This window comes from Chryseobacterium sp. DT-167, from assembly GCF_058310155.1.
On sequence record NZ_JBZEEQ010000011.1, the window covers coordinates 1 to 21,278 of the forward strand.

Genomic DNA, 21,278 nt, shown 5'->3' on the forward strand with positions numbered 1-21,278 from the left:
AGCTTTATAAAATCAAAATTAGAAATTAAAAACCTTCAGGAATTAAATATTTGTTCATAACCGTTAGCTGGAAGAAACTGAAAGATGAAGTGTAAAAGTTCGAATGAGATTTAATAATCACATAGTATAATACTTAAACTAAATCTTTGACTAACAAAAAAGCATAGATACTATTTACCGTTTCCTATTGTGAAAATATTATTTTTCTAAAGTATTAAAAAAGTTTACAGTCGAAAAAGACAATCAAGAATGACAGTAATTCTATTAAAATAATAAATGAAGATTATTAAACTAATATAAATTATGAAGCTGTGGAAACTCTTCTTTTCTCTTCAAATAAATCAAAATGAAATTTGATATTGGCTATATTTTTCCAAGTTGCATATTTAAACAAAAAGAAACCGATAAGCATTCCTAAAGTATTCAAAAATATATCATCAACATCAGCAACTCCCCTTCCTGTCATATATTGTACTGATTCAATTATACTTATTGCAATTAAAAAAAATAGAGTGATTGGAAGAAAACCATTGAATTTTCTTATGCATAATCCTAACCAGCCAAACGGACTAAATAAGAATATATTACCAAATATATTCACAACAAAAGCTTGGTTGTCTATGTTTTGATCATTCAAAAAATGTTGTATGGTAATAAATGGCTGATGTTGGATATACGAGATCTCGGAGGGTTCTCTTCCAGAAGCATAGAACATCATATATAGTAAAACGACGGTATATAGGGCAATAAATACTGCAAAATATCTTTTCATAGGTTTCCTTTTGGGATTAGTAATTAAAAAGAGGTTGAAGTGCTTATTAGTTTTTCATTATACTTATAACAAAAATCTTACCTGAATAGTATGCCGTTTAGAGACTTTATAATTCTTTAGGACAATTTAACATAATAAAAAGTCTCACTTTTTAGAGTGAGACCTATGGGTAAAAATATGTCTTACTTATTATACCTGAATAACTCCAAGATTAAATTTTTCTGTAATTGGAGAATGATCTGCAGCTTCAATTCCCATAGAAATCCATTTTCTTGTATCTACCGGATTAATGATTGCATCGGTCCATAATCTTGATGCTGCATAAGTAGCTTCAGTCTGTTTTTGATATTTTTTGGAAATAGAATCCAAAATTTCTTTATGTGCTTCATCAGTGATTTCTTTTCCTTGTTTTTTTAAAGTGGATTCCTGAATCTGAGCCAAAACTTTTGCAGCCTGAGAACCACCCATTACCGCAAGATCTGCCCATGGCCAAGCTACAATCAAACGTGGATCGTAAGCTTTTCCGCACATAGCGTAATTACCGGCTCCGTAGGAATTTCCTGTAATAATGGTAAACTTAGGAACAACAGAGTTTGCAACTGCATTGACCATTTTTGCACCATCTTTAATGATTCCGCCATGTTCAGATTTTGAGCCCACCATAAAACCTGTTACATCTTGTAAGAATATTAAAGGAATTTTTCTCTGATTACAGTTTGCAATAAATCGGGTTGCTTTATCAGCGGAATCAGAATAAATCACTCCGCCAAACTGCATTTCGCCTTTACCGCTTTTAACTAATTTTCTTTGATTGGCAACAATTCCTACAGACCAGCCGTCAACTCTTGCCGTAGCACAAATGATACTTTTTCCGTAATCTGCTTTGTATTCTTCAAATTCAGAATTGTCAACAAGACATTTTATGATTTCTAAAGTATCATATTGATCGGTACGGGAAACTGGCATGATGCCGAAAATATTATCTATTTTTTCTTTTGGAGGAAAGCTTTCAATTCTGTCGAAGCCAGCTTTTTCGTAGCTTCCGATAGATTTCATGATGTTCTTAATTCTGTTTAAAGCATCCTGATCGTCTTTAGCCTTATAATCTGTCACTCCGGAAATCGAGCAATGCGTTGTTGCACCACCCAAAGTTTCATTATCAATACTTTCACCGATGGCAGCTTTCACAAGATAGCTTCCTGCAAGAAAGATAGAGCCTGTTTTATCAACGATCATCGCTTCATCGCTCATGATTGGCAGGTAAGCTCCTCCTGCTACACAACTTCCCATTACAGCAGAAATCTGAATGATTCCCATTGCACTCATTTTAGCATTATTTCTGAAAATTCTTCCAAAATGTTCTTTGTCCGGGAATATCTCATCCTGCATCGGAAGATAAACTCCTGCAGAGTCAACCAAATAGATAATCGGAAGTTTATTTTCCATAGCAATTTCCTGTGCTCTCAGGTTTTTCTTTCCTGTAATCGGAAACCACGCACCAGCTTTTACCGAAGCATCATTGGCTACAACCAGACATTGCTTTCCGGAAACATAACCCATTACCACTACAACACCGCCACTCGGACAACCGCCATGCTCCTCATACATCTCATATCCTGCAAAAGCACCAATCTCAATGGAATCTGCATCTTTATCAAGAAGATATTCAATTCTTTCTCTTGCCGTCATTTTTCCTTCATCGCGAAGCTTTTGAAGTCTTTTTTCTCCTCCTCCTTTTTTTATTTCAGAAAGCAAACGATTTATTTCAGATAATTTTAGTTTGTTTTGATCTTCTCTTTTGTTGAATTCAATATCCATGAAATTTCTATTTTAATGTGCCTAAGATACTACTTTTAAAAAAAATAAAATATCATTGAGTTTTATGATTCAACGCATTGAAAATCATAAAATTATGAAATATTTAACACAGATATGTTTTTTTATGTTTGTTTTTTTTATAATTTTACATAAGAGGAAAGGAGCTGATTACTCCGCTATAAATCCTCTGTTCCTAGTTTATTTTTTTAATAGTTTATTATTTGAAGGCCCTGAAAGTTGAACAGACTTTCAGGGTTTTTTTTGTAGCTTTTATTTTGGTAAAATTAAAATTAGATTATACGGTAAAATTTTAATGTTTAATAAAACCTATTCGTAGATTTGTGTTTTTTAAATATTGATTAAACAGACATGCAAAAATTAGCTCTTTTCAGGTTGCACTTGATTGTTTTTTTGTGGGGATTTACTGCAATTTTGGGAAAACTGATTACTGCCAATGCACAAATTCTGGTATTTTACAGAATGCTGTTCGCAGCCATATTTTTATTTGTCTTTATAAGAGTTTTCAAAAAGGAAAGTATCAAAGTCTCTAAAAAACTTTTTTTACAGCTTGCAGCGATAGGTTTTTTTATGGCGCTTCACTGGCTCTGCTTTTTTTATTCGATAAAAGTTTCTAATGTTTCAATTGCTTTAAGCTGTTTGTCTTTGTCGACATTATTTGCAGCGATTCTGGAGCCTTTGGTTTTTAAAAGAAAAGTTGATATTTCAGAAGTTGTGATGGGAATCGTTATTGTAGCCTGTATTCTTCTTATTTTTAAAACTGAATTCCAATATAAACAAGGTATTTTCTTCGGAATTTTGTGTGCTGTCTTTGGGACGATCTTTTCTGTTTTTAATGGAAAGATTTTTGGAAAAACCAGTCCTGGAAATATTATCTTTTACGAAATCTTCAGCGGTTGGCTTATTTTGGCTATATTTTATTTATTATCTGGTCAAATATTTTCAATGAATGAAATAAATTACCGAGATTTGACGTTAATATGCTTGTTGGCAAGTGTTTTCACAGCATTTCCGATGCTTGAGTCTGTAAAGCTCATGAAATATATTTCGCCTTTCACATTAATTTTAACAGTAAATTTGGAGCCAGTCTACGGAATTATACTAGCTTTTTTTATCTTTGGGGAATCAGAACATATGAGTCCGGTATTTTACGTGGCATCGCTGGTGATGATTTTGGCAATTGTAGCAAATGCTTTGATCAAAACCAGGAAACAAAAAACAATTAACTAAGCATCAATTTATATGATGAAAAAATATCTTTTACTATTATTTTCCCTTGTATTTGGGTTTTCGCAATCTCAGATCATCAGAAAATATTCCAATGAATTTTTAAATATCGGAGCCGGAGCGAGAGGTTTGGCAATGGGGGGAGCTGTGATCTCCAATCAGGATGATGTCTACTCACCGATGTGGAATCCTGCAGGTCTGAACGGAATTAAAAAAGACTGGCAGGGAGCAGCAATGCACGCTGAATATTTTGAATCGATCGCAAAATATGATTATCTGGCTTACGCAAAAGTTTTGGAAGAAGGAGTTTTCGGAGTTTCAATTGTAAGACTGGGTGTTGATAATATCTTAAATACCACTCAGCTGATTGATACTGAAGGAAATATTGATTACGATAAAATTACAAAATTCTCACAGTCAGATTATGCCGGAATTATTTCTTATGCATTCAGTCCGGGGGGAAATCCAAAGCTGGATGTTGGTATCAACGCTAAAATTGTTTACAGAAATGTAGGAAAATTCGCAAGTGGTTACGGCTTCGGTTTTGATGTTGGTGCAATTTATAAAGCAGATAACGGCTGGAAATTCGGGGGAATACTTCGTGATGCAACGACTACAGTAAATTTCTGGAGTATTAATCAAAACGAATTGTCGGCAGTTGTAAATGGTGAAGAATTCAACCCTGCACCAACCGATAAAATGGAACTGACAATGCCGAAATTGAATGCAGGCGCAAGTAAATTATTTGAAATCAACAGCAGTTTATATGTTTTACCTGAAGCAGGAATCAATGTAGATTTTGCTAAAACAGCGGCTCTTCTCTCTACCGATTTTGCCAGTATCACTCCATATGCGGGTGCTGAATTGGGTTATCAGAAAATGATTTTTGTTAGAGTAGGGGTCAACAGATTCCAGTCGATTACAGATATTGAAGATTTAAGCAGAAAAGTTTCTTTCCAGCCGAGTGCAGGTTTAGGGATAAGATACAGGGGTTTGACGCTTGATTATGCCATCAGCAACTCAGGAATCGGCGGATCAAATTTCTTCTCAAACTTTTTCTCTCTGAAACTGGATATGGGTGAATTTAGGAATGATTAAATTCAGATTATTTTAAATTAATTACAATGAAGAAATTTTCAACAATTATAGCAGCTCTCTGCATTACGTTTTCGTTTGCGCAAAAGGTTTCCGATTATAAATATATTGCGCTTCCCGAGAAATTCAGCGGATTTAAGAATGATCAATATAAATTGGATGTGTTGCTTTCTAAAACTCTTAAACAAAAACAATATGTAGTTGTTTCAGGAAACAGAAGTCAATGGACGTCGGAAGCAAATTCAAATCCATGCAGTGTTTTGAATGCAGATGTTATCAACGACAGTGGTTTTTTACGAAATAAGGTCGTTTTGGAATTTAAAGATTGCAATGGTAAAGTAATTGCGAGCCAAAAAGCGAGCACCTCGATTAAAGAATTCGAAGAAGGTTTTCAGGATGCTTTAAAACAGGCTCTGGTAACTGTTCCGGTTTCAAGTCCGAAAGAAATTCAAATGCAGGTGGCTGTTCAGGAAGTACAATCTTCTGAACCTGCAAAAGAAGTTTCGGTTCAGAAAGTAGAAAATTCTGCAGCTCAATCGGGAAAATATTCGAACGGAAAAGTGAGTTTGCAAAAAGTTCAGATAGACGATAGTCAGTTCATTTTGGTTGAAAATAATAGTTCTGTACCTTTCGCAACTTTCAAATCAACAAGTAAAAAAGATACATTCAAAGTAAAATTGAATTCAGGAGAGTCAACTCTTGGTTATTATGAAAACGGAAATATTGTCATTGAAATGCCCAAAGGCAACGACGATTATTCAAAAGAAGTTTTCATTTTAAAATAAATAAAAAAGCCTTATCTGGATAACAGATAAGGCTCCCTTAAAATAAACCATAAAAACTAAAACTATGGTAATAGAACAGTATCTATTACATGTATAACACCATTTGACTGATTGACATCAGCAATTGTTACTTTTGCTTTGTTACCTTTTGCGTCAGTTACGTACAAATCATTTCCTTTTGTCCAAAAAGTAAGTTGTTCTCCTTCAACTGTTTTCATCATTGCTTTTCCATTTCCTGCTTTCACCGCTGCCCAAACTTGTTTAGAGCTGTATTTTCCTGGAAGAACGTGATACGTTAAAATTTTCGTAAGCATTTCTTTATTTTCAGGCTTTACCAAATTTTCTACTGTTCCTGCAGGCAATTTTGCGAAAGCCGCATCAGTAGGAGCAAATACGGTAAAAGGTCCTGCGCTTTGTAAAGTTTCTACCAAACCTGCTGCTTTTACTGCTGCAACCAATGTTGTGTGATCCTTAGAATTTACTGCATTTTCTACAATATTTTTAGAAGGATACATTGGTGCTCCACCAACCATTACCGTCTTCTCTCTCATTTTCTGGGCAGCTGCATTTCCACTTAATGCAAATGATAAAGCAATCATTCCTAATACTGCAAATTTTGATTTTGTGTACATTTTTTTGATTTTTTAAATTATTATTATTTGAGTATTTCTAAAATTTTGTTCTTGCTTTCATCTACGACAGTAAGATGATTTTAGTTTTAATTTTTTCGAAAATTTATTTTATTTAATTGAAAATCAACAATTTAAATTTGTTTCTTTGCTTTTTGGTTAGGAACGAATTCTAAAGAAACTGAATTCATACAGAATCTTTTTCCGGTAGGTTTTGGTCCGTCGTCAAAAATATGTCCCAAATGAGAATCGCATCTTCCGCAAAGAACTTCGGTACGCTCCATATTGTGAGAATGATCTTTTTTGTATTTCACCCCATCTTTTCGCAGAGGTTCATAGAAAGATGGCCATCCGCAGGTGGTAGCAAATTTTGAAGTTGAAAGAAATAAAGCATTCCCGCAAACAGCACAGTAATAGGTACCTTTTACATCAAATTCATAATACTTTCCTGTAAAAGCCATTTCGGTAGCACCTTCTCTTGCAACCTGATATAACTCCGGCTTAAGAATTTTTTTCCATTCTGCATTGCTGACTTTCAAAGGAGCTGTAGAAGTCTTTGAGTAATAAGGATTTTTTGCTTTGAAGTTTTCTGACTGTGCAGCAATATTTCCAAAAGTCAGAATCATCAGTAGAGCAGAAAATATTCTCGTGATCTTATTTTTCATTTTTAAATTAAATTTTATAATAAATGTTTATGAATATATATACGAGATAAATTTTTTAAAAGATTTTTTCTGTTGTCCGTTTTATTTCATTAAATTTGGTAGGTAAAATTTTCAATATTAAAACAATCTATTCGGAAGACGAACTTATTGCTTTGCTCAGAGAAAAGAGCGAATCAGGTTTTCACCACTTATATGACCACTATTCAGGGGCATTATATGGGGTGATTCTTCGGATTGTGCAGTCAAAAGAGTATACTGAAGAAATTATTCAGGATGTTTTTATGAAGATCTGGAATTCTATTCACCAGTACGATACTGCAAAAGGGAGATTTTATACCTGGATGATCAATATTGCAAGAAACACGGCAATCGATTATTTAAAATCCAAAAGTTTTCAGAACGAATTAAAAAACCAATCAATACCTGATTTCGTATATAACAATGCGGAACTTTCAACCACTAATAATTCAGATTTTATTGGTTTCAGCAATGTGCTTGAAACTTTAGAATCAGATAAGCAGGAACTTATAAATCTTGCTTATTATCAGGGGTATACGCAGAGTGAGATATCAGAAAAACTGAACATGCCTTTGGGTACTGTAAAAACGAAAATGCGTAATGCATTGATGAAATTAAAAGATTTATTAAAAGATTATCAATAAGTTGAATAGTAAAGAATACATATCATCCGGAATTCTAGAATCTTACATTCTAGGTCATGCTTCTCCCGAGGAAGCAGGTATTCTGGAGTGTGTAATGAAGAATAATGCTGAAGTAAGAGAAGCTTTTGAGGAAGCACAAAAAACTTTTGAGATGCTTGCTACAGCGCAGGCTGTGAACCCACCAGAACATTTAAAAGCTAAAATCTGGGAAAAGATTCAACAGGAAACACCCGTTGAAATTAAAGAACCTGTAATTCCTATCCGGAATGGTATCAATGATATGGAGTCGGAAAAAAGGATTACGGTAGTAAAACACGAAAAGACCAACAGCTGGAAAAATTTTGCAGTTGCTGCCTCTGTATTATTTCTGATAAGTATAGGAATCAATCTTTATTGGATGAATAGTCAGTCAAAGATTAATGAGCAGATTGTAAAAATGGAAAGTGATCGGAAATCCAGCCAGTTAGCCTTGCAGAATATGCAGCAAAAACTAGATATTTTTGCAAATCCAAATATGAAAAAAGTTGTATTGGCAGGTGTTGAAAAACACCCTGAAGCTAAGGCAACTGTTTTATGGGACAGTAATTCCAAAGATATTTATCTATCTGCAAATTCTTTGCCAAAAGCTCCGGAAGGAATGCAATACCAGCTTTGGGCTATTGCTGACGGAAAACCTGTAAGCGCAGGAATGTATTCTGAAGAAATAGACAGCAGAATAGCTATTTCTAATATCACAAATGCACAGGCTTTTGCTATCACTCTTGAGAAAAAAGGTGGCAGTGAAGTTCCGACTATGGAGAATATGTATGTGATGGGAGGAGTTTAAAAAAATCTTTCTTTAAAATATAAAAAAGCTCTTAGTAATAAGAGCTTTTTCATTTGGAATTATTTGCTATTAACATAAAATGTAACCAGAGTTTGTGATTTCGAAGGAATCTCAACAATGATAATTTGAATTTAGAATGGATCTGCTCAACTACTTTGCTTGGATTTCTTCGATTGAAAAGTATTTATTTTGAAAATAAACCGTACTAGAATTTTAATTGCTGTTAAAAAATTCATAAACAATTTTCCCTTTACTTTTTCCTAAAATTTCCTCTAAAGTTTCCAGACTGGCCTCTTTAATTCTTTTTACTGATTTTAATTTAGATAAAAGCATTTCAATGGTTCTGTCGCCTACGCCGGGAATTTCCTCAAGCTCAGATTTTATGGTTGAATTGGTACGTCTTGTTCGGTGATGTCTTACCCCAAAACGGTGTGCTTCGTCACGTACCCGCTGCAAAACTTTTAGAGTTTCAGATTTTTTATCAAGATATAGTGGAATTGGATCTTCGGGAAAGAAAATTTCCTCAAGCCGTTTGGCAATACCTACGATGGTGATCTTACCGTAAAGCCCCAGTAATTTTAAACTTTTAATGGCGGAGGAAAGTTGTCCTTTTCCACCATCAATTAAAATCAGTTGCGGCAGATCCTCACCTTCATCAAGCATTCTTTTATAACGACGGAAAATTACTTCCTCCATGGTTTTAAAATCATCCGGACCTGTGACGGTTTTGGGATGAAAGATTCTGTAATCTGCTTTGCTTGGTTTTCCGTCTCTGAAGACTACACATGCCGAAACCGGATTAGTCCCCTGAATATTTGAGTTGTCAAAACCTTCAATATGTCGCGGCTCAACAGGCATTCTCAAGAGTTTCTGCATTTCTGCCATGATTCTGTTGGAATGTCTTTCAGGATCAACAATCTGTACCTGTTTCAGCTTCTCAATTCTGTATTCTTTGGCATTTTTCTCAGAAAGTTCTACGATTCGTTTTTTGTCGCCCATTTTCGGAACAATCAGTTTTACATTCGGAATTTCAAGTGTCAGATGAAAAGGTATAAGTACTTCTTTTGAATTCGATTCAAACTTCTGCCGAATTTCAATTAATGCTTCCTCCAGAATATCTTCATCACTTTCTTCAATGATTTTTTTAATTTCAGTTGTAAAGCTTTGGATGATATTTCCGTTTCTGATTTTAAAATAATTAACGTAGGCTGCAGTTTCGTCACTTGTCATCCCAAAGACATCTACATCATCAATATTTGGGTTTACGACCGTATGTTTTACCTGATAATCCTCCAATATATCAAGTCTTTCTTTGATAATCTGAGCATTTTCATACTGAAAGTTTTCAGCATATTTCATCATTTGCGTAACCAGATATTTCTTTGCAGTCTGAAAATCTCCTTTGATGATTCCCCGTATCGCATCGATCTTTTCATCATATTCTTCTTTGCTTTCCAATCCTTCACATGGTCCTTCGCAATTTTTTATATGAAATTCAAGACAGACTTTATATTTCCCGTCATTAATTTTATTAGGAGATAAATTGAGATTGCAGGTTCTGAGCTTATAAATATGTTTTATAGTATCCAGAAGAATCTTTGCGGGACGTACTTTTGCATAAGGTCCGTAATATTCTGATCCATCTTTGATCTTCGTTCTCGTCAGAAAAATCCGTGGAAAATCTTCGTTTTTAATGCAAATCCAGGGATAGGTTTTGTCATCTTTCAACATGACATTATAGAACGGCTGATGTTCTTTTATTAAATTATTTTCCAATAAAAGTGCATCATATTCGCTATTGACAATGGTCGTTTCCAGCCGATGAATCTTTCCGACCATTATTTTTATTCTGGAACCTAAAAGATTTTTATTAAAGTAGGAGAGAACTCTTTTTTTCAAATGTTTAGCTTTCCCCACGTACAATAAATTTCCGTTTTTATCGTAATAACGATAAACTCCGGGTTCTGATGGTAAAGTTTTAAGCTGTAATTCTAAAGAAGGATTCATAAAACAAATTTAAGCAATTTCAATGCACAAAAAAAGCTGCAGAACTTTCTACAGCTTTGAAATATTTTAAAATTAAATTTTATCCGTTGCTCATTTCAGTATATTCATTGACCAAAAAGCTGAAAAATCCCCATTCTACAGATTTTTTAGGGTACTTTTTCATGAATTCTGCATTGTCACCAAATAAGAAATCGTAATTGTCTTCAAAATCATCTTTATGAAGCCAAAGAACTTTCTCTCCTTTTTTTACATAAAACGATTTTGCAAGTCCGCCACCAAGCTGCATCCCAAATCCTACAGTCATACCCGAAGTTTCCTTTGCTCTCGGATCATGATAAACAGAAATAATTTCGCTAAATTCAGGATTTATAAGTTGCATTAAAAACTCTTTATCGTCTTTTTTGTTTTTTAAAGAAACGGTTTGGTTTACAAATTGAATTTGACCATCAGTTGTATTTTTACTCAGTTTTTTAGTGCTTAAGCTTCTTACATTAGTCATGTGTTTTCCAACTTTCAAAATTTTAGCCAATTTCGTAGGGTAAATGTACATTTCGCTTACGTTGTCTGCATTGAAAACCAGTTGTTTTTTTGTTGCGCTGTCTTTTATAGAAATTTCGTAAATCTGCCCTTTTTTGGTTTCAATATTGTCACAATAACCTTTATTGACAGTTCCGTCTTTTGAAATGATGGTTGAGATTTTTTTTGTTGATGGTCCCGGAAATCCTTCGTTAAAAAGATAAGTTTCCATTTTTTTGATGTCTTCTTTAGAGTACTTCACTTTGTCTTGAGCGAATGAGAATGTACTGGTAAGAGAAAGTGCCAGTAATAAAGCTTTAATTTTCATACATTTAGTTTTAATGTTAGGGCGTAAAAATAATAAATAATTTGATTGGTTTTAAAAATAAATGACAACATTTGTTTTGCATTTTCATTTCGCCTCAAAATGTGTATTTTTAAGCAAATTTTTTGAAATGATATACGGAGTAGATGTTTTGAGTTTCCATGATGTTCTGGAAATCTGTAAAACCCCTGATAAAGCTAAATTAAACAAAACTGCAAAAGCACAGATCCTAAAATCTCAGGATAATGTAAAGAAAATTGTAGAGTCAGATCGTTGTGTTTATGGGATCAACACAGGATTCGGACCTCTTTGTGATACTAAAATTTCTGCTGACGAAACTGCGCAGCTTCAGTATAATTTGATTATTTCTCACGCAGTTGGCGTTGGAAAACCGATTGATAAAGAGTTTTCAAAAATCATGATGATTACGAAGGTTCATGCGTTGTCAAAAGGTTTTTCGGGAGTTTCTCTGGAGGTCATTGAAAGATTAATTCTGATGTTGGAGAAAGATATTATTCCTGTCGTTCCGGAACAGGGTTCTGTGGGAGCTTCAGGAGATTTGGCACCTTTGTCTCATTTGGTTTTGCCGCTTTTAGGCCTTGGTCAGGTTTGGGTAGGAAACGAAATCTTTGAAACAGCAGAAATTCTTGAAAAACATCAGCTTGAACCTCTGGTTTTAGGTCCGAAAGAAGGTTTGGGACTGATCAACGGAACTCAGTTTATTTTGGCTCATGCAATAAAAGGTCTTGAGAAATTTGAATATCTATTAGATTTGGCAGACATGACTGCAGCGATGAGTCTTGAAGCATACAGAGGTTCTGCAAGTCCGTTCAAAAAAGAGCTTCATGACATCAGACCTTTTGAAGGAAGCAAAAAAGTGGCGGCAAGAATGCTGAAATTTTTGAAAAATTCCGATAATCTAAAATCCCACGAATATTGCGACAGAGTACAGGATCCTTATTCGATGAGATGTGTTCCGCAGGTGCATGGTGCAAGTAGAAATGCTTTTGAGCATTTAAAATTAATGGCTGAAACAGAATTGAATTCTGTGACCGATAACCCGATTGTTTTGAGTGCCGAAGAATCTATTTCAGGAGGGAATTTCCATGGACAATTAATGGCGATGCCTTTAGATTATGCAACTTTGGCGGCGGCTGAGTTGGGGAATATTTCGGACAGAAGAAGTTATTTATTGCTTGAAGGTAAGTACGGCTTACCGAGATTATTAACGGAAAGTTCAGGTTTGAATTCAGGATTTATGATTCCTCAATATACTTCTGCGGCTTTGGTGACGGAGAATAAAACGCTTTGTTTCCCTGCATCGGCAGATTCTATTCCTACAAGTTTGGGGCAGGAAGATCACGTTTCGATGGGAAGTATCTCAGGGAGAAAATTCAATCAGGTTTTAGGAAATTTAGTAAATATTTTGGCGGTTGAATTGATGTTTGCTGCTCAAGGTTTAGAATTCAGAAGACCTGCGAAATGTTCAAAAATTATTGAAGAAAACTTCGCAATTCTTCGTTCAAAAGTTGATAAACTGGAAGATGACAGATTGATCGGAAAAGATATATTAGCGATTGCTGAATTGATAAATGAGAGAAGATTTGTGGTGAATTTTTAAATTTAAATATAATACAAACAAAAGCTTCCAGAGATGGGCGCTTTTTTGTTTTAAATTTACCTGTATAAAATACACTATGGAAGAACTAAAATTTATATTTAATCCTACTATCGAGAATATTGAAGATATAGAAAAATGGGGAAATGAAAAAACCTATTTATATTCTTGTTTTAAAAATAAAACATTAATTGTAGCTGAATACAAATCAGAAACAGTTGGCTTTTACTGTTTACAAGTAGTTAAAAATAATTTAGTAATAAAAATTGAAACTGCAGAAATTAAAATAGAATATCGTAATAAAGGAATAGGAAAATTGATGTTTGAAGAAATTTTCAAAAAAATATAAGAAAAGAAAATATTATTCATTCACTTTACATTGCTCACCTATGGAAAGTCAATTTTACTGGAAAAAATTAGGGTTTAAATATTTTCCGGAAAATAAAAATTCTAAAAAAGTTGAAATGTATAAGCATATAAAGGATATCAATGAAGAATTAGAAATTTTAGAAAATTACCCAAATACAATAGAAATTTTTGGAGATCGATCTAAGAAATATATTTGGAATTTTGAACTAAAAGATAACTCAAATGAATTATTACAACCAATTATTTTTTTTGGAAATTATAATTGGAAAATGATTTTTAAAATTAATGGAAAAGTTTTATATAATGATGATTTTAAGTATTTTGACAAAAGAAATCAAGTAGATAGTTGTATTTTTATTAAATTAATTCCTGAAAAATATTTAAATATTTGATTTTTTGATATTATTTAAAGCATAGTAAAATTAGAATAAATTTTAATTTAATCTCCTGTAATTCAGAGTAAAGTAATATCTTGGTTTTACCAAAAAAAATATTTTACTATGAAAAAATGTGTATTCCTATTACTCACGGCTTTCGTTTTGAGTTCTTGTAACAATGATGATCTGCAAACCTCATCAGTTGAAAGTGAAATTGTACAGACCGATCCGCTTACTGCGAGACAAATCAATGAAAAAATCAACGAGACTACTAAAACCAAAGGCAGATTTTCCTGGAACGAATCTTCATCCCATTTCTTATGGAGTGGAATTGTTCAGGGAAACAAAGTTGCATCAATCGGTTTTGGAGATTCTAAAGATGATTTTGACCGTAGTAAATCCTCAAATTCAGAAACTTTACAGAACGAAATTCTAGATGTAATTTCAAAATATGAAGGCGAAAAGGATCGTATTCTACTGGCATCCGATGAATATCTAAATCAAATTGATGTTTACATCGAAAAGCAGGAAACTGTGATTGCTCTTCGTCAATTAAAAACCATTCGTTATTTCGAACCTGCAGATTACCATTATTTTGAAAATGAAACTAAAATAAACGGTGTCGCCAAATCAAGCGGAAGCTCATCCGGTTGTGGATTTGAATCAACCGCTTTAAACGCAGCAGATTATACAACAGTGACACCAAATGCAAAAGCATCATGGTCTTTCTACAAACATAATATTACCAACGCTTGGAGCTATAGTACAGGTGCAGGAATTACGATTGGTTTAATTGATTCCGGAGTTTCGGCGAATCAGAGTCTTTTTGGCAACAGTTTTAATAATGGTTTATCTTCCGGAAGATCGATCAGTAAAAACGGAGTGTACGTAGATTCTGTTTGGCCTTGGAGTTCAGGTTTTGACGGTTCAGATGACAAATGCGGTCACGGAACAAGCATGGCTTCTGCAATGGCGGCTCCGAGAAATAATCAGGGACAACCGGTTGGTGTTGCTTACAATGCTAATTTAGTGACTTACAGAGCTGCTTCCAATGTAGTTTTGGATGGTTATCACGAACAGGAAGGTGTGAAATTAGCGTTTACTGCATTGGCAAATAATACTTCAGTAAAGATCATCTCTATGTCAATGGGACATATTTTCTCTGTCGGAAAAATTGAAGACGGTGTAAAATACGCTTATTCTAAAGGTAAACTGATCTTCTGCGCAGGAGGAACTTCTACAAGCTTTACCACTTTCGTCGGAGTAATTTTCCCTGCCTGGATGCCAGAAACACAGGCAATCACGGGTGTAAAAGAAAATACTTCCAATCAAAAATGTGATGTCTGTCATTCTGGAGCTGAAATTGATTTCACCTATCAAATGGAGCGTGCCTCAGGAAATAATATTCCGGTGGTAAGTTATTACAACACACAAACTGATTATGTAGGTGGTTCTTCCGTTGCAACAGCTTCTACCGCAGGAATTGCAGCGTTGGTATGGTCAAAGAATCCTTCGTGGACGAGAGAACAGGTTTTAACTAAAATGAGACAGTCTTCAACATATTATCCGACTCCAAATTCAGATTTTGGATATGGAAATATCAATGTTTTGCAGGCTGTACAGTAGATAAATTAGATTAAATTTCAATGCTTCCGACTGATAATTAAAAGAATAATTTAATTATTGTCGGGAGCATTTTCTATTTAGTAAAACAATTTCTATGTTCGAAATTTTATATTTTTATCTTAATTTGCTTTAAAATAAAAAAATGATATTCAAAAGAGTCGACTCTACAAATAAGGATTTTCAAAAACTGGTACAATTTTTAGATGCAGATTTAGCAATACGTGACGGTGACGAACACGATTTTTACCATCAATTCAATAAAATTGATATGCTGAAACATTGTATTGTTGCTTATCTCGATGATATTCCGGTCGCTTGTGGAGCTATAAAACCTTTTGATGAAAAAAGTGTAGAAGTAAAAAGAATGTATACCGATCCTCAAAAAAGAAAAATGGGTTTAGCTTCTGAAACTTTAAATCAATTGGAGATTTGGGCAAAAGAGCTTGGATATAAAAAATGTGTTTTAGAAACCGGAATAAAACAGCCAGAAGCAATCGCGTTGTATGAAAAATCTGGTTATCAGAGAATTCCAAATTACGGACAATATATTGGTGTGGAAAATAGTGTTTGTTTCGAAAAAGAAATTAATTAATCTCCCAATTTATAATCCAGCGGTAATAGTTTCTCAATTTTATCTTTTGCAAACTCTCCCTGATTGGTTAGCTGACCAGGATTTGAAGTGTTTCCATCAGAATAAATTTCGAAAGTATTATCTTCAGGATGAAGAAATGAAGTCTGAATAATCGGAATAGTTCCCTTCACAAACTGATCTTTTTTCAGTTCATAAAAATACCTTTTAAAATTGATCTGCATCATGTGATCATAATCCAGAAACAATTTTCCATCAGTCTTTTTAGTATAGTCAGACTCAGGGATCTGAGTTTTGGTAACAGCGATTTTGTAGGGTGGCTCGTTGCGTTTTCTGTTTCCGATATCTAAAATATCTTCAGGAACATTCAGTGTTTTTTTTGATTTTAATGTTTTTGCAAAATCTTTCAGTCGCTGCAATTCTTCTTCAGTAGGATATTTTGAATTGGGGTATTTGGTAATCTGATTCACGATGAAACCTTCATCTGCAACTTTATTCTCATAAACGCTCCTGAAAAAATGAACCTGACTTCCGTCGTAAGCATTCATTCGGTTGAGTTTTACTTTATTGGTGCTTTTCGTTTCTTTAAAAAAGCTCGTTCCGATAAATCGGGTCGTGTTGTTTTCAAAATCAGCAATATATTCCACAAGATTGTAATCAATGGTATAACCGAGATTTTTATTTTCAATAATTAATGTTTGCGGAGCTTTCACTTTGAGAATGTTATTTTCTTTATCAAATGAAAACTTGAGCGACCGCTGATTTTTTATGCGCACATTTTCCTTATCATTTCCAATGAAAGAATCCAGGAAAAAGCGAATGTAATTTTTGTATGCAGCTTCTGTATAAGGAATAATTCTAACTTCTTCAATTTCTTTAGCTTTAATTAAAACAACTTTCAGCTTTTTATTTAAAACCTGTGAAACAGAGATCGTAAATGTTTCGTAATCGTCTTTCTGAAAAACCAAACTGTTGTTATTTGCTGAAGGAAGATTTAAGGTAAAACTTCCGTCTGCTGCGGAAACCGTTCCTGTTTTTGTTCCATCAAGATAAACATTAACATTAGAGATCGGTTTCTCAATGTCATTCACCACCGTTCCTTTGATGGTCTGAGCAATTACGAGATAAAACGGTAAAATTATAATTAAAAGTAATATCAATTTTTTCATGGTAAACAATATTACTAAATTTATAGTGATAAAAAAAGATTATTACAAAAATTTCATTTATCCAACCCTTACACTCGTCATACTCAGGCTTCCGCCAATCAGTTCATCATTAAATAAAACCAGATCTTCAGATTGATCTTTCAAAGCCAAACTATAAACCAAAGGCAGATAATGATCAGGACTCGGAACTGCATATTGCAGAGATACACCTTGTTTGTGATAATCAATAATATTCTGGAAGTTTCCGTCCATAAGCCAGTTGTTGGTTTTTTCTCTTGCTTCAATTGCCCAGTCCCAACCGGCTCCGACGGTATTGATATTCCGCCAGTCGATTAATCTTAAATTATGAATGATATTTCCGCTTCCGATAATCAGAATTCCTTTTTCACGAAGCTTACTGAGTTTTTTAGCCAAATCAAAATGATATTGCGGCGGTTTTGTATAATCGATACTCAATTGAATCACAGGAATGTCTGCTTCAGGATACATGTGCTTGATAACCGACCATGCACCGTGATCCAGACCCCAATTGTGATCTTCCTCAACTAAGATGGGTTTTAAAAGTTCGGCAGTTTCTTTTGCCAGTTCGGGATTTCCGGGAGCAGGATATTGTACATCGAATAAAGCTTGCGAAAAACCTCCGAAATCATGAATGGTTTTCGGCATATCCATCGCAGTGACAAATGTTCCTGCGGTAAACCAGTGCGCCGAAATACACAAAATAGCATTCGGTTTCGGAATTTCTTTAGCCTGGTTTCTGAAACCCTGGACAAACTGATTTTCTTCAATAGCATTCATCGGCGAACCATGTCCCAGAAAAAGGACAGGCATTTTCTGCGTATTCTTAAAATTGTCGCTGATGTTTTGTAGATCGTTAAGATTCATAATATTTGTTTTTAAAATAAAAGATCCGGTGATTATAGTAAACCACCGGATCTTCAGAAAACTATATTTAATTTACTATGCCTGCTTTACAAACTGCAGTTCACCTGCAATTTTCACATCCTCGCTTACCATTACACCCCCTGCTTCCAGAGCTGCATTCCAGTTTAAGCCGAAGTCTTTTCTGTTGATCTTTCCTTCAAAAGAAAAACCTGCTTTTGTATTTCCCCAAGGATCTACATTTATTCCTCCAAAATCTACATCTAAAGTTACCGGCTTGGTAATACCGTTTACGGTAAGATTTCCTGTAATAGAATCGTTCAGAGCATCAGATTCAAAAGTAATTGTAGGATTTGCTTCTGCGTTGAAGAATTCTGCTGATTTCAAGTGAGTATCTCTGTCTGCATTGTGTGTAGAGATAGAAGAAACCTGAATCGTAGCTGTAGTCTTTGCATTTTTAAAAGTATCATCATCAGCATCGATTTCAGCAGTGAAATTGGTGAAATTTCCTTTGATGTTAGAAATCATCATGTGTTTTACTTTAAAAGTAATTTCACTGTGCGTTGGGTCTAAATTCCATTTTGTAGCCATTGTATTTATTTTTTAATTGTTATTGTATGATGCAAATGTATAACAAGAACGGTACCCGATTCATTGATTTAGGATAAGAAATAAGTTTTTTTACCGGAAATCTTTTTCATTCATCAATTTTTTTTAGGAGCTATTTCGCGCTATCCACTCATACTCCTCGCTCCACCGCTTTTCCATTGTTTGCTGCGGGGTAACCGCTACTATCACGGCTATAAAACCACCCCGTTAAAAATTCTTTTAGAATTTTCGCCACCCCTCAGAGGAGGGGAATTCTGTATAAACAGTTAGTTAAGAGATTCAGGTCAAAACGAATTCATCTTTTATTTAACATTTTTTAACGGTTGGGTTTTATTTCTTACTTTTGACAGATTCAATTTTTATCAAATGAAATTATATAAATTTTCTTTATTAATGGTTGTTTTGGGCGGATCTGCATTTGCACAGACCCAGAAATATACCATGGCAGAAGCTGTAAATGGACTTCGAAGCAATCTTGCAGTAAAAAATATTTCTCAGTTCTCATGGTCAGATGACGGTAAATCTTACATTCAGGCTGTGAAAGGAGGATATTTGGTGACAGATTTGAAAACCAACAAACAGGATACTTTAGTTTCCTTGACGCAGCTCAATAAAAATTTCGCAGATAAAAAACTTAAAGGTGTCCCACCCATTAAATTCACCAACAGCTCAAACGGTTATTTCAGTGCAAATAATCAGATGTATTGGGTAGAGAAATCAGGAAATGACTGGAAGGTAAAACGTTCGTCTGCAATGGATGAAAATGTTTTAAATGTGAAAATGTTTGCCGATAACCAGACTTTCGCGTATACGGTAAAGAACAATTTATTCATCAGCAAAAACGGAAAAGCCATTGCGGTGACCAATGATTCTGATGAAAATATTCTCAACGGAGCTTCCAACGTTCACAGAAACGAGTTTGGAATTGATACCGGAATTTTCCCTGCCCCGAATTCTGAAAGTGTAGCATTCTACAGAATGGATCAGAAAATGGTTGCAGATTACCCGATCATCGACTGGTCTGTAACTCCGGCGGTGAATACCAGCATCAAATATCCGATGGCAGGAAAAACGTCACATGAAGTTACATTGGGTGTTTACAACATTAAAAATGAAACAACTACTTTCTTAAAAGTTGAGGGCGAAAAAGATCAGTATTTAACGGCAGTTACATGGAGTCCGGATTCTAAATATATTTTTGTGGGAGTCTTAAACAGGGGCCAGAATCATTTAAAAATGAATCAGTATGACGCTGCAACAGGGGATTTCATAAAAACTTTGTTTGAAGAATCCGACAGCAAATATGTGGAACCACAACATCCCTTATTGTTTTTCCCAAATTCAAATACAGATTTTATCTGGCAAAGTCAGCGAACAGGATATAACCATTTGTTCCACTATAGTCTAGAGAAAGGTCTGATTGCTCAGATCACTAAAGGAGATTGGCTGGTGACAGATATTTTAGGATTTAATGAAAAGAAAAAAGAAATTTACTACGTTTCAACTCAGGAAAGTCCGACAGAAAGACATTTGTACAGAATCAACTGGGCGACATTTAAAACTCAAAAATTGGATAATGCAGAAGGAATGCATTCTGGAGTCTTAAGCAAGGACGGGAATTATCTCTATGATGTTTACACCAACTCAGATACACCGAGAATTGCCAATATCATCAATACCAATTCTCTGAAATCGACGAATCTTCTGACTGCAGAAAATCCACTAAAAAATTATCAGCGACCGGAAATTAAAAACATCAACTTAAAAGCAGACGACGGAACTTTACTGTACGGAAAGATTATTCTTCCGATCAATTTTGATCCGAATAAAAAATATCCGGCAATCGTATATTTATACAACGGACCGCATTTGCAATTGGTGACCAATTCTTTCCCGGCTTCAGGAAATCTTTGGTATGAATACATGGCGCAAAACGGATACATCATTTTCACGATGGACGGAAGAGGTTCTTCAAACCGTGGAATGAAATTCGAACAGGCTGTTTTCAGAAATTTGGGAACTACCGAAATAAACGACCAGATTCAGGGGGTAAAATATCTGCAATCTCTTCCATATGTAGATTCCGGAAAATTGGGAATCCACGGATGGAGTTTTGGAGGATTTATGACGACAAGTTTCATGCTTCGCCATCCTGAAATTTTCAAAGTGGGAGTTGCAGGAGGACCTGTAATCGACTGGAGTATGTACGAAATTATGTACGGCGAAAGATATATGGATACTCCACAGGAAAATCCGCAAGGATATGCAGCTTCAAATCTTTTGGATAAGGTTCAGAATCTGAAAGGAAAGCTGTTAATGATTCATGGAGCGCAGGATGATGTTGTGGTTTGGCAACATTCAATGAAATTTATCAAATCTGCGGTTGACAATGGAGTACAGTTAGACTACTTTGTTTATCCGGGACATCCGCACAATGTGATCGGAAAAGACAGAGTACATCTGATGCAGAAAGTAACTGATTATTTTGATCAGTATTTAAAGAAATAAATATAAATCCAGCCTAATTTTTAGACTGGATTTTTTTGTCTAAAAATTTACTTACCCATACGGTTTGTCATTCCGGAGGAATCTCCACAAAGTTATTTCTATTTGTTTAGATCCTTTCAGGATGACAAAGATTACGTTAAACAATTGGTTGTTCTTATCACAAATCAATGCATCTGAATTTCAGTT

Annotated in this window: 20 protein-coding genes; 11 read left to right on the top strand and 9 right to left on the bottom strand. The window is 34.5% G+C overall.

From position 1 onward, the window contains the following. Positions 1-301 precede the first annotated feature (301 nt). Entirely contained in the window at positions 302-772 is a 471-nt protein-coding gene (locus AC4FQ5_RS14370) for a VanZ family protein (protein ID WP_491144383.1), read from the bottom strand. Positions 773-961: 189 nt separating this feature from the next. Then, on the bottom strand, positions 962-2,590 hold the full coding sequence (locus AC4FQ5_RS14375) for an acyl-CoA carboxylase subunit beta (protein ID WP_491144385.1): 1,629 nt from the start codon (positions 2,588-2,590) through the stop codon (positions 962-964). A 369-nt stretch (positions 2,591-2,959) separates the two neighbouring features. On the opposite strand from AC4FQ5_RS14375, the gene AC4FQ5_RS14380 reads away from it, so the two are divergent. From AC4FQ5_RS14380 to AC4FQ5_RS14390, 3 genes are read left to right on the top strand one after another with little or no spacing between them, the layout of a single operon-like run. Further along, on the top strand, positions 2,960-3,838 hold the full coding sequence (locus AC4FQ5_RS14380; protein WP_491144386.1) for a DMT family transporter: 879 nt from the start codon (positions 2,960-2,962) through the stop codon (positions 3,836-3,838). A 12-nt stretch (positions 3,839-3,850) separates the two neighbouring features. After that, complete coding sequence (locus tag AC4FQ5_RS14385) at positions 3,851-4,933, top strand: putative type IX sorting system protein PorV2 (protein ID WP_491144388.1); 1,083 nt, start codon at positions 3,851-3,853, stop codon at positions 4,931-4,933. Positions 4,934-4,959: 26 nt separating this feature from the next. Then, positions 4,960-5,715, top strand: coding sequence for a hypothetical protein (locus AC4FQ5_RS14390; RefSeq protein ID WP_491144390.1), 756 nt, complete (start codon positions 4,960-4,962; stop codon positions 5,713-5,715). Between the two features lie 62 nt (positions 5,716-5,777). Here AC4FQ5_RS14390 and AC4FQ5_RS14395 read toward each other — a convergent pair whose 3' ends face one another. Together AC4FQ5_RS14395 and msrB are read right to left on the bottom strand one after the other, a co-directional pair. Further along, on the bottom strand, positions 5,778-6,347 hold the full coding sequence (locus tag AC4FQ5_RS14395) for a fasciclin domain-containing protein (protein ID WP_491144392.1): 570 nt from the start codon (positions 6,345-6,347) through the stop codon (positions 5,778-5,780). A 131-nt stretch (positions 6,348-6,478) separates the two neighbouring features. Further along, on the bottom strand, positions 6,479-6,970 hold the full coding sequence (gene msrB / locus AC4FQ5_RS14400; RefSeq protein ID WP_491144654.1) for a peptide-methionine (R)-S-oxide reductase MsrB: 492 nt from the start codon (positions 6,968-6,970) through the stop codon (positions 6,479-6,481). A gap of 134 nt (positions 6,971-7,104) precedes the next feature. On the opposite strand from msrB, the gene AC4FQ5_RS14405 reads away from it, so the two are divergent. Together AC4FQ5_RS14405 and AC4FQ5_RS14410 are read left to right on the top strand one after the other, a co-directional pair. Beyond that, on the top strand, positions 7,105-7,671 hold the full coding sequence (locus AC4FQ5_RS14405; protein WP_491144393.1) for an RNA polymerase sigma factor: 567 nt from the start codon (positions 7,105-7,107) through the stop codon (positions 7,669-7,671). A 1-nt stretch (position 7,672) separates the two neighbouring features. Beyond that, a complete protein-coding gene (locus AC4FQ5_RS14410; RefSeq protein ID WP_491144395.1) occupies positions 7,673-8,497 on the top strand; it encodes an anti-sigma factor in 825 nt (274 codons plus the stop codon). 213 nt (positions 8,498-8,710) lie between these two features. Here AC4FQ5_RS14410 and uvrC read toward each other — a convergent pair whose 3' ends face one another. Both uvrC and AC4FQ5_RS14420 read right to left on the bottom strand, forming a co-directional pair. Next, on the bottom strand, positions 8,711-10,504 hold the full coding sequence (uvrC, locus tag AC4FQ5_RS14415; protein ID WP_491144397.1) for an excinuclease ABC subunit UvrC: 1,794 nt from the start codon (positions 10,502-10,504) through the stop codon (positions 8,711-8,713). A 79-nt stretch (positions 10,505-10,583) separates the two neighbouring features. Continuing rightward, a complete protein-coding gene (locus AC4FQ5_RS14420; RefSeq protein WP_491144399.1) occupies positions 10,584-11,348 on the bottom strand; it encodes a hypothetical protein in 765 nt (254 codons plus the stop codon). A 127-nt stretch (positions 11,349-11,475) separates the two neighbouring features. Here AC4FQ5_RS14420 and hutH point away from each other — a divergent pair, with 127 nt between their 5' ends. The 5 genes from hutH to AC4FQ5_RS14445 all read left to right on the top strand — a co-directional run bounded on the left by hutH (position 11,476) and on the right by AC4FQ5_RS14445 (position 15,927). Then, a complete protein-coding gene (hutH, locus tag AC4FQ5_RS14425) occupies positions 11,476-12,966 on the top strand; it encodes a histidine ammonia-lyase (RefSeq protein ID WP_491144401.1) in 1,491 nt (496 codons plus the stop codon). 76 nt (positions 12,967-13,042) lie between these two features. Next, the gene (locus tag AC4FQ5_RS14430) at positions 13,043-13,312 is read left to right on the top strand and encodes a GNAT family N-acetyltransferase (RefSeq protein ID WP_491144402.1); all 270 of its coding nucleotides are present in this window, start codon (positions 13,043-13,045) and stop codon (positions 13,310-13,312) included. A gap of 40 nt (positions 13,313-13,352) precedes the next feature. Next, a complete protein-coding gene (locus AC4FQ5_RS14435) occupies positions 13,353-13,724 on the top strand; it encodes a hypothetical protein (protein WP_491144403.1) in 372 nt (123 codons plus the stop codon). A gap of 108 nt (positions 13,725-13,832) precedes the next feature. After that, on the top strand, positions 13,833-15,335 hold the full coding sequence (locus AC4FQ5_RS14440) for a S8 family serine peptidase (protein WP_491144405.1): 1,503 nt from the start codon (positions 13,833-13,835) through the stop codon (positions 15,333-15,335). 142 nt (positions 15,336-15,477) lie between these two features. Beyond that, the gene (locus tag AC4FQ5_RS14445) at positions 15,478-15,927 is read left to right on the top strand and encodes a GNAT family N-acetyltransferase (RefSeq protein ID WP_491144407.1); all 450 of its coding nucleotides are present in this window, start codon (positions 15,478-15,480) and stop codon (positions 15,925-15,927) included. Here AC4FQ5_RS14445 and AC4FQ5_RS14450 read toward each other — a convergent pair. The 3 genes from AC4FQ5_RS14450 to AC4FQ5_RS14460 all read right to left on the bottom strand — a co-directional run bounded on the left by AC4FQ5_RS14450 (position 15,924) and on the right by AC4FQ5_RS14460 (position 18,566). Beyond that, a complete protein-coding gene (locus AC4FQ5_RS14450) occupies positions 15,924-17,093 on the bottom strand; it encodes a carboxypeptidase-like regulatory domain-containing protein (RefSeq protein ID WP_491144409.1) in 1,170 nt (389 codons plus the stop codon). The genes AC4FQ5_RS14445 and AC4FQ5_RS14450 overlap by 4 nt on opposite strands. Positions 17,094-17,150: 57 nt before the next feature. Beyond that, a complete protein-coding gene (gene ygiD / locus AC4FQ5_RS14455; RefSeq protein ID WP_491144411.1) occupies positions 17,151-17,978 on the bottom strand; it encodes a 4,5-DOPA-extradiol-dioxygenase in 828 nt (275 codons plus the stop codon). Between the two features lie 75 nt (positions 17,979-18,053). After that, on the bottom strand, positions 18,054-18,566 hold the full coding sequence (locus AC4FQ5_RS14460) for a YceI family protein (RefSeq protein ID WP_263004813.1): 513 nt from the start codon (positions 18,564-18,566) through the stop codon (positions 18,054-18,056). A gap of 384 nt (positions 18,567-18,950) precedes the next feature. Between AC4FQ5_RS14460 and AC4FQ5_RS14465 the strand changes: the two genes are divergently transcribed. Next, entirely contained in the window at positions 18,951-21,092 is a 2,142-nt protein-coding gene (locus tag AC4FQ5_RS14465) for a S9 family peptidase (RefSeq protein WP_491144413.1), read from the top strand. The last annotated feature ends 186 nt before the right edge of the window (positions 21,093-21,278 follow it).